General features: G+C 65.0%; 6 protein-coding genes. 2 read left to right on the top strand and 4 right to left on the bottom strand.

The genetic code is table 11. The features are described from left to right. The 4 genes from Q1V78_RS03655 to Q1V78_RS03640 all read right to left on the bottom strand — a co-directional run. The coding region (locus Q1V78_RS03655; RefSeq protein ID WP_300611722.1) for an excinuclease ABC subunit A at positions 1-2,324 on the bottom strand (2,324 nt) is incomplete at its 3' end. Between the two features lie 5 nt (positions 2,325-2,329). Continuing rightward, positions 2,330-4,207 (bottom strand): dihydroxy-acid dehydratase, encoded by a 1,878-nt coding sequence (gene ilvD, locus Q1V78_RS03650; RefSeq protein ID WP_300611720.1) that lies wholly within the window; start codon positions 4,205-4,207, stop codon positions 2,330-2,332. Between the two features lie 99 nt (positions 4,208-4,306). Then, positions 4,307-4,972: a PH domain-containing protein gene (locus Q1V78_RS03645; RefSeq protein WP_300611718.1), complete on the bottom strand. Its 666-nt coding sequence runs from the start codon at positions 4,970-4,972 to the stop codon at positions 4,307-4,309. A 77-nt stretch (positions 4,973-5,049) separates the two neighbouring features. Further along, entirely contained in the window at positions 5,050-6,744 is a 1,695-nt protein-coding gene (locus Q1V78_RS03640) for a mechanosensitive ion channel domain-containing protein (RefSeq protein WP_300611716.1), read from the bottom strand. A 353-nt stretch (positions 6,745-7,097) separates the two neighbouring features. Between Q1V78_RS03640 and Q1V78_RS03635 the strand changes: the two genes are divergently transcribed. Together Q1V78_RS03635 and ilvN are read left to right on the top strand one after the other, a co-directional pair. Further along, positions 7,098-9,011, top strand: coding sequence for an acetolactate synthase large subunit (locus tag Q1V78_RS03635; protein WP_300611714.1), 1,914 nt, complete (start codon positions 7,098-7,100; stop codon positions 9,009-9,011). Next, entirely contained in the window at positions 9,011-9,514 is a 504-nt protein-coding gene (gene ilvN, locus Q1V78_RS03630) for an acetolactate synthase small subunit (RefSeq protein WP_300611712.1), read from the top strand. The genes Q1V78_RS03635 and ilvN overlap by 1 nt, the downstream gene beginning before the upstream one ends. Positions 9,515-9,600 lie beyond the last annotated feature (86 nt).

Below are 9,600 nucleotides of genomic sequence, written 5' to 3'. Positions count from 1 at the left end.
GTCGGCTCGTCCAGGAGGTAGAGGCTGTGCTTGTGGCTGGAGCCGCGCTGCATCTCGGAGGCCAGCTTGATGCGCTGCGCCTCACCACCCGAGAGCTCCGGGGACCCCTGGCCCAGGCGTAGGTAGCCCAGGCCGAGGGCGTGCAGGAACTCCACGGAGCGCAGGATCCTTGGCTCCTCGGCGAAGACATCCAGCGCCTCGTCAACGGTCAGCGCCAAGATGTCGGCGATGCTGCGGCTGTTCCACTGCACCTCGAGGATCTCCGGCTTATAGCGCCTGCCGTGGCAGGCCGGGCAGGTGGTGTACGTGCCGGGCAGGAACACGAGCTCGACCTCGATGCTGCCCGCGCCATCGCACTCCGGGCAGCGGCCCTTCTTCGTGTTATAGGAGAAATCGGAGACCGACATGCCCCGCCGCTTCGCCTCTGGGGTCGCGGCGAAGAGCCTGCGGACGTGATCGAACAGCCCCGTGTAGGTCGCGACGGTGGAACGCACCGTCCGCCCAATCGGCTTCTGGGTGATGTGCACCAGCCGGCGGATCTTATCGACCCCCGTGGCGCTATCCACGCGGAAATCCCCGTGAGCGTCGGAACCTGCCGTGACCTCGGCATCCGGGTCGTCGTCCGAGACTTCGTCGGCGCCGACTACTTGCTTGGCCGAGCGGGATACGACGTCTGCCAGCACCCCGATGACCAGGGTGGACTTGCCGGAGCCGGACACCCCCGTGACCGCGGTCAGCGCCCCCAGCGGAAAGTCCACGTCGGCCCCGTCGAAGGCGCGTGCGTGCACGCCTGTCAGGCCGATTGCTTCACCGGTGCCGGCCGGGGTGGCCGTCAACTCCGGGAAGTCCTCGTTCAGCGCGGTGGCAGTGGGGGAACCCAGCTGCTCGGCGCGGGAGCGGAACTCGGCAGTCGGGCCGGAGAACACCAGCTTCCCGCCGCGCTCACCAGCACGAGGCCCGATGTCCACGACCCAATCGCAGCCGGCAACCAGAGACATATCGTGCTCCACCAGAAGCACCGAGTTCCCAGCAGTGATGAAGCGCTGCAGCAGCTCGGAGACCGCCTTCCGCTCCACCACGTGCAGGCCGGCCGAGGGCTCGTCCAGCACATAGGTCGTTCCGAACAGGCTCGAGTTCAACTGGGAGGCCAGCCGCAGGCGCTGGTGCTCGCCCGCGGACAAGCTGCGTGCCGGGCGGGAGAGGCTTAAGTGCCCCAGCCCCAGCTCGATTGCGGCGCGCACCGTGGGCAGCACCTGATCCAGCAGCAGCTCCTCGGCCTCATCGTGCTCGGTCCAGCGCTGCTTGGTGATTCCCGCCAACTGCTGGAGACGTTCCTCCAGCACAGCAAGAACGTCCTTCAGCGCCAAGCCATTGAACTCGTCGATAGCATAACCGGCATAGGTGACCTGCAGGGTATCCGGCTGGAAGCCGCGACCCTGGCACGTCGGGCACGTCGAGGAGTGCATGAAGGAGAGCACCCGGCGGCGGTTCTTATCCGACTCCGTCTCCGCCAGGGTGTCGGTGAGGTAGGTGGAAACCGAGCGCCACTTGCCCTTATAGGACCCGTGCACGGCGTTCTCGTCCCGCACCGGGTGGACGGTGACCACGGGCTGCTCGTCGGTGAACAGGATCCAGTCGCGGTCCTCCTGCGGAATATCCCGCCACGGGACGTCCAGCGGGTAGCCGAGGGTGCCCAGGATGTCCCGGAAGTTCTTGCCCAACCACGCTCCTGGCCACGCGGCGATCGCACCATCCCAGATGGACAGGCTGGGATCCGGCACCATCGACTCTTCCGTCGGCCGGTGCACGGTGCCGGTGCCCTGGCACTCGGGGCACATGCCGGCGGTGGTGTTGGGGGAGAAGGCGTCCGAATCGAGCCTGCCGTACTCCAACCGCTCGCGCATGCCGTCCGGGTAGCTGCCGGAGCGGGAGAAGAGCAGCCGAATACTATTCGACATATTCGAGATCGTGCCCACGGAGGAGCGCGCCCCACCCAGGGTGGTGGACTGCTGCAACGCCACCGTCGGCGGCAGCCCCGTGACCGACCCGACGCGCGGGTTGACCGCGCCACCAATGAGACGGCGCGCGAAGGGGGAGACGGACTCCAGGTAGCGGCGCTGTGCCTCCTCGTGGATGGTGCCGAAGGACAGGCTGGACTTGCCCGAACCCGACACGCCGGTGACCGCCACGAGGGTATCCCGGGGCAGGTCGACGTCGATGTGCTTCAGGTTGTGCAGGTGCGCATCGCGAACCCGGATCATCGGATCGTGCCCCGCAGGCTCCGTAGCATTCGGAGCCAGGGCGCCGGTGGAGGCCTGAGCCATGGTGGCTACTTCACCTCGCGGACTGCGCCCTTATCGGCGGAAGTAGCCATCGCCGCATAAGCACGCAGGGCCTTGGTAACGCGGCGCTTGCGGGTGGTGGGCTGCCACGGGGTCTCGGAAGCGTCCATCTGGCCGCGACGGCGCGCGATCTCGTCCTCGGAGATCTGCAGCTCCAGCGTGCGATTGTGGACGTCGATGAGGATCGGGTCGCCGTCCTCGACCAGGCCGATCAGCCCGCCGTGGGCAGCCTCGGGGGAGATGTGGCCGACCGAGATGCCGGAGGAACCGCCGGAGAAGCGGCCATCCGTGATCAGCGCGCACTCACGACCCAGGCCGGAGCCCTTCAGGAAGGCGGTCGGGTGCAGCATCTCCTGCATGCCCGGGCCACCCGCCGGGCCCTCGTAGCGGACGACGATGCAGTCGCCTGGGGAGACCTTCTTGTCCAGGATCACGCGCACCGCGTCTTCCTGGGACTCGACGACGAGGGCCTTGCCCTCGAAGCGCCACAGCTCCTCGTCGATGCCGGCAGCCTTGATGATCGCGCCGTCCTCGGCGAGGTTGCCGCGCAGCACGACCAGGCCGCCATCGGCGGTGTAGGCGTGCTCGACGTTGCGGATGCAGCCGCCAGCGGCATCGGTGTCCAGCGAAGACCAGCGGTTTTCGGTGGAGAAGGCCTCGGTGGTGCGCACCCCGCCCGGAGCGGCGTGGAAGAGGTCGATGGCGGCATCGCTCGGGTTCTCCGCGCGGATGTCCCAGGCCTCCAACCATTCGGAGAGGCTGTTCGCGTGCACGGTGTGGACGTCCTCATTCAGCTTGCCGCCGCGCCACAGCTCACCCATGATCGCGGGGATGCCACCGGCGCGGTGGACGTCCTCCATGTGGAACTCAGAGTTAGGTGAGACCTTGGACAGGCACGGCACCTCGCGGGAGAGGTCATCGATGTCCTGCAGGTCAAAGTCCACCTCGCCCTCCTGGGCGGCGGCGAGGATGTGCAGCACGGTGTTCGTGGAGCCACCCATCGCCATGTCCAGCGCCATCGCGTTCTGGAAGGCGTGCTTGGTCGCGATATTCCGCGGCAGGACGGACTCGTCGCCCTCGCCGTAGTAGCGGCGGCACAGATCGACGATGGTGTGACCGGCCTGGGTGAACAGGCGACGGCGGTACTCGTGCGTCGCCAGGGTGGAACCGTTGCCCGGCAGGGACAGGCCCAGCGCCTCGGTGAGGCAGTTCATGGAGTTGGCGGTGAACATGCCAGAGCAGGAACCGCAGGTCGGGCACGCTGCGGACTCGACGTCCAGCAGGCCCTGGGCGTCGACCTTGTCGGAGGCGGAGGCGGAGATCGCGGTGATCAGGTCCGTCGGGGCCTGGACCACACCATCAACGGCGACGGCCTTGCCGGCCTCCATCGGGCCACCCGAGACGAAGACGACCGGGATGTTCAACCGCATCGCGGCGTTCAGCATGCCCGGGGTGATCTTGTCGCAGTTCGAGATACACACCAGCGCGTCCGCGGCGTGCCCGTTAACCATGTACTCCACGCTGTCGGAGATGATCTCGCGGGAGGGCAGGGAGTAGAGCATTCCGGCGTGGCCCATCGCGATGCCATCGTCGACCGCGATGGTGTTGAACTCGCGTGCCACACCGCCGGCCTCCTCGATGGCCTCCGCGACGATGTCGCCGACGTCCTTGAGGTGGACGTGGCCCGGAACGAACTGGGTGTAGGAGTTCGCGATGGCGATGATCGGCTTGTGGAAGTCATCGTCCGTCATGCCTGTCGCGCGCCACAGCGCACGTGCACCCGCAGCGTTGCGGCCCTGCGTCGTGACGTCGGAGCGCAGCGGGATCGAAGCTCCGAAGGAAGTGGTGTTGTCTCGAGATGTCATTGTCGAAGTGCTCTCTTCAATATCTCTATGGGTGAAAGTGGCTATCCGGCCCCCGTAGGGTCCCTGGAAGCGGGTAACGCGAGGCCGGTGTTCTGTTCTTTAGTTATCGCGAGCGCGCTCGGAGTTGCTACTGGCACCCGGATTCTCGGCGCTCCCTGGAGAGGCGACGGAATCCGCATCAGATGCTGGCTCGGCCGTGGGGTGCTCGGCCTCGTACTCCGCGCGACGCTGCTTCTCGTACTCAGCGTAATCCTCGGAGTCCATCAGCACAGCCGAACCATCGCGGTTGACGACCTGCACCTTGTTGTGAATGTCCAGGCGCGCCGGGGTGAGGGGGTCCGGGATGCGGCCTGCGGTGGCCTCGGCGAGGGCAGGGAGGCTGTTGAAGGTGATGCCAGGCAGCCAGAATTGCGAGTCATCTGTGGCAGCGGCGTAGGCCTTCCCCGCCTTGTTGAAACGGATGCCCTGGAAGTCCTGCCACGTCACGGTCTTGGACGGTCGGATCAGAGGCTTGGCCGTAATGCCCTTGCTATCCACTCGGGTTCCTGCCTTGATGACCCACACGATGAACAGCAGCGGGAGCAGGGGGATCCAGAAGAAGGCCGAGACGTTGTATCCGGTGAAGATGAGGCTAATCAGGAACATGACGAAGCCGACCAGGATGTTTTCCCGGCTCGGGTGGAAAGTCTGGGGACGCACCGCCGGTCGACCGTGGTTGTGGTCGGGGCGGGGCTTATTCGTGGGGGTGTTGTCCTGGGCGCTCATGTGAGCCATTTAACCAGGTGCCCGGGGTGGGGCTTAAATCCCTTTTTCCTTCGCCATGGGCTCTCAGAGTGATCGCGCTAGAAGCCCCCGGTGTCCCCACCGGTGTCTCCCGTGCCAGTCCCGGAGTCTGCACCATCGGTTGCCGGTGCCTCGGCACCGCGATTCCCGTCAGGCTGCTGGTTTTGATTCTGATTCTGGTTTTGCTGCTGAGGCTGCGGGGCCTGATTCTGCTGCCTGCGCTGCGGTTCGTTGGCGTTCGGCTCCTGCGTGGAGCGGGGGTCCGGGCTGTCCGGCTGGCCAGTCTGTTGGGGCTGCTGCCCCTCTTGCTCCGGGGAGTCCTGGGTTGCGGGCTGCGTCGGCTCTGGCGCAGGCGTTTCGGTCTGTTCGCTGGTCTTCGCCGGCCGGTCGCTCCAATAAGCGGGGTTGAGCACGCCGGCGCGGCCGTCGTCCGGATTAGAGGACGCTGCGGCCAGCAGCCCCAGGACCACGAGTGAGAAGAGCAGCAGGGTGGTGGAGACCCTGGTTCGGCCACCGAAGGTCAGCCAGCGTTGGAAGCGTGAGCTGTAGTCATATCGCTTGAATACCCCGGAATCGAGGTCCTCTTCTTCATCGTCCTCGGTGCCGACGATGAGCGAGTCATTGGAGGCTGCCCCCGGACCGTCGTCCTTGGACCGGATGATCGCGACCTCTGCGTCCGGGTCCAGTGGGGTGCCGGAATTGTCGTCATCGGACAGACGAGACGTATCCGTGCTGTGGACACCGTCATGGGACGAGCTCTGCGAAGAAGCGCTTGCTTCCTGCCGGGTGGCGAACACGGTCGTGGGGGTGGAGTCGTCCGCTGCCGTGTTCGGGGCTGCTCCCGGCGCCGTGCCGCGTGGGGCGGAAGCGCCGGGGGAGTCATTCGCGACGAAAGGTGAGGCGGGAACGGTTTCCATACGCTCCCAGAAGGTATTCAGCATGGCGGAGCGGATGGCGCGCTCCACGGCCCACTGTTTTGCAGGGACGACGTCGACGGTGACGCGGAAGGTCACTGCCCACGGCTGACCGGCAGCCTGGGGTTGGACGACGGCGATGGCGGGCATGACGTCGACGTCGCCGGTGACGTTGGGCTTGATTTCGGGGGCGGACACGGCGCGCTTGGTTGCCTTTTCGACCTGCGAGACCAGGTGATCGATGTTTTCGCCGGGGCGCAGCGGGATGTCCATCTCGACGAAGGCGCGGGACCAATCTTGCGAGAAGTTGGTGATCGCGCCGACCTTGCCGTTGGGGACGGTCACCATTTCGCCGCTGGCGGTGCGCAGCTTCGTGGCGCGGAGGGTGAGCGCGACGACGGTGCCCTCCACCGCATTGTTTGTGCCTTCGAAGCTCACGTAGTCACCGACGCCGAACTGGCGCTCGGTGATGATGAAGACACCGGAGAGGAAGTCCCCGATGATGTTCTGCGCGCCGAAACCAATCGCGGCGGAAACGACGGTGGCGGGGACGGCAGCCGAGGCCGCCGGTACGCCGAGCAGGGTGAGGGCGCGGATGGCGATGATGAAGTAGACCACCGCTTCGACGAGGTACACCAGCGCGCCGGCGAGGGCGAGCTTGGATTTCGTGGACTCCTTATCGGCATCCAGCCGCTGGGCGACGACGCGGACGCACAGTCTGCCGACTCGCGGTATCAGGACCGCCAGGACCGCCAGTGTGGCCAGCGCCAGGCCGGGGTGGATGAGCCATTCCCAGGCCTTGATCGCGTAATGCGTGAGGTAATAGGTCGATGCTTGCATAGCGCACAACCCTAGCGAGGCAGCCTGTGACCTTGCCGGGTCTCCGCTGGTAATTCAGGCAGCTTGTTGGCTGCGAAGAAGGGCGGGGGATGACGCGGTCTGGGGTAGTTCTCCCGCGTCACCCAAGCGCGCTCATGCAATCACTCTATGGGAATAAACATTTCAACTATTGGGAACGTGCAGGTAGAGAAGTTTGCCATCCGGGACCCATATTGTTAGTATCATCACAATGCTTAGCCCGCCGGTCTCCGAGCTCCGGGGAAATGCGGCAGGTTGCAGCGTTCTTGTTTTTGTCCCCGATGAAGTAGAAGCGAGTAACAATCTCGCGTGCCGAGCAAGGAGCGATTGAAACCGTGAACAACACTTCACGCTCACAGCCCACGCCCGCCACGGTCGCTGCGGCTAGCCGCGGCGTCGCGCAGGCCCGCAAGCCCGAGCGCATTAACGGCGCAGAGGCGATCGTGCGTTCCCTTGAAGAGCTGGGGACCGGCGTGGTCTTCGGGCTCCCGGGTGGCGCTGTCCTCCCGCTGTATGAGGCCCTGTATGGCTCCGAAAAGCTCCGCCACGTTCTCGTGCGCCATGAGCAGGGGGCCGGCCATGCCGCCACGGGTTACGCCCAGGTCACCGGTGAGGTTGGCGTGTGTATCGCTACCTCCGGCCCGGGTGCGACGAACCTGGTCACCCCGATCGCGGATGCCAACATGGACTCCGTGCCACTCGTGGCGATTACTGGCCAGGTTGGCAAGGGTCTGCTGGGCACCGATGCCTTCCAGGAGGCTGATATTCGTGGCGTGACGATGCCGATCACGAAGCACAACTTCATGGTGACCCGCCCAGAGGATATTCCGGCGGCGATGGCCGAGGCCTTCCATCTGGCGTCCACCGGGCGCCCGGGGGCGGTGCTGGTTGATGTGCCGAAGGATGTGCAGAACGCCGAGCTGGACTTCGTCTGGCCACCGCAGTTCGACCTCCCGGGCTACCGTCCGGTCACCACGCCCCACGGTCGCCAGGTTGAGGAGGCCGTGCGCCTCATTAGTAAGGCCAAGCGCCCAGTGCTGTACATCGGTGGCGGCGTCATCAAGTCCGAGGCGCACAAGGAGCTGCGGACCTTCGCTGAAGCGAATGACATCCCGGTGGTCACCACCCTGATGGCCCTCGGTGCCTTCCCGGAGTCGCACGAGCTGCACATGGGCATGCCGGGTATGCACGGTTCCGTGCCTGCTGTGGCTGCCCTCCAGCGCTCCGACCTGCTCGTTGCCATCGGTACCCGCTTCGATGACCGGGTGACCGGGAAGCTGGAGAGCTTCGCGCCGAACGCCAAGGTCATCCACGCGGATATCGACCCTGCGGAAATCGGCAAGATCCGCGAGGTTCAGGTGCCGATCGTCGGCGACGCGAAGGAGGTTCTCACCGCGCTGCACAAGGCGATCGACACCCACGGTCTGTCTCGTCCGGACACCACCGAGTGGCGTGAGTATTTGGGGGAGATGCAGGAGCACTTCCCGCGCGGCTACGAGCACACTCCGAACGAGAAGATGGCCCCGCAGTTCGTCATCGAGACCTTGTCTAAGGAGGTCGGCCCCGATGCGATTTACTGTGCCGGTGTCGGCCAGCACCAGATGTGGTCCGCGCAGTTCCTCGACTTTGAGCACCCGCGCACCTGGCTGAACTCCGGTGGTCTCGGCACCATGGGCTACGCGGTGCCGGCGGCCATGGGTGCCAAGGCTGGCGCGCCGGATAAGGAAGTCTGGGCTATCGACGGCGACGGCTGCTTCCAGATGACGAACCAGGAGCTCGTCACCTGTGCGGTCGAGGGTTTCCCAATCAAGATCGCGCTGATCAATAACGGCAACCTCGGGATGGTGCGCCAGTGGCAGACCCTGTTCTATGACGGCCACTACTCGCACACCAACCTTAAGCCCAAGGAAACCTACCTCCCGGACTTCCTGCAGCTTGCGGAGTCCATGGGCTGCGCCGCCTTCCGCGTGGAGAAGGAGGAGGACGTTCTCCCGACCATTAAGAAGGCACGCGAGATCAATGACCGCCCGGTCGTGATCGACTTCATCGTCGGTGAGGACGCCCAGGTCTGGCCGATGGTCCCGGCCGGTACCTCCAATGACGAGGTGCAGTACGCCCGCAACCTGCGCCCGCTTTTCGACGACGAGGAATCGGCAGCGGAGACCCCGGCCGAGATCCACGAGACCATGCAGGAATTTCAGGACACCGAAGTCGACAACATCGACGCCCAGGAAGGGGAACAGAACTAATGTCCAACCTTCACACTCTGTCGGTCCTGACTCAGGACGAGGACGGCATCATCTCCCGCATCTCCGGCATGTTCACCCGGCGTGCGTTCAATATCGTCTCCATTAGCTCGGGGCGTACTGAGACCGACGGCGTCAACCGCATCACCCTCGTCGTCGAGGGCGAGGAAGTCGTTGTCGAGCAGATCACGAAGCAGCTGAACAAGCTGGTTCCGGTGCTCAAGGTGTCGCGTCAGGATCCGGAAACCACGGTGCAACGCGGTCTTCTGCTCGTCAAGGTCGCTGCGGGTAATAGCAACCGCACGCAGGTGGTCGAGGCGGCGAAGCTCTTCCGTGCGCACGTTGTCGACGTCAGCCCGGACTCGCTGATCATCGAGGCCACGGGCACCCCGTCCAAGCTGCAGGCGCTGCTGGATGTTCTGGAGCCCTTCGGTATTCGCGAGCTCATCGAGTCTTCCGTCACCGCGATGTCCCGTGGTCCGCGATCGATGGCGCCGAGCCGTTAAATCGGGGGCACCCGCCCGCGCAAAATTTCATAGAATGGTAAATTTCATCTCAAAGAGTGAAATTTCTGTTATAATCTAAACATGCT

It is taken from the genome of Corynebacterium sp. (genome assembly GCF_030152825.1).
Classification (GTDB): domain Bacteria; phylum Actinomycetota; class Actinomycetes; order Mycobacteriales; family Mycobacteriaceae; genus Corynebacterium.
The sequence above is the reverse complement of the archived record's forward strand: the minus strand, read 5'-3'. Positions and strand labels throughout refer to the sequence as shown.

What these genes read in the sequence shown, in the direction of transcription:
- ilvD (WP_300611720.1), bottom strand. Translation starts at nt 4,207, where the DNA reads ATGACATCTCGAGACAACACCACTTCCTTCGGAGCTTCGATCCCGCTG.
- Q1V78_RS03645 (WP_300611718.1), bottom strand. Translation starts at nt 4,972, where the DNA reads ATGAGCGCCCAGGACAACACCCCCACGAATAAGCCCCGCCCCGACCAC.
- Q1V78_RS03640 (WP_300611716.1), bottom strand. Translation starts at nt 6,744, where the DNA reads ATGCAAGCATCGACCTATTACCTCACGCATTACGCGATCAAGGCCTGG.
- ilvN (WP_300611712.1), top strand. Translation starts at nt 9,011, where the DNA reads ATGTCCAACCTTCACACTCTGTCGGTCCTGACTCAGGACGAGGACGGC.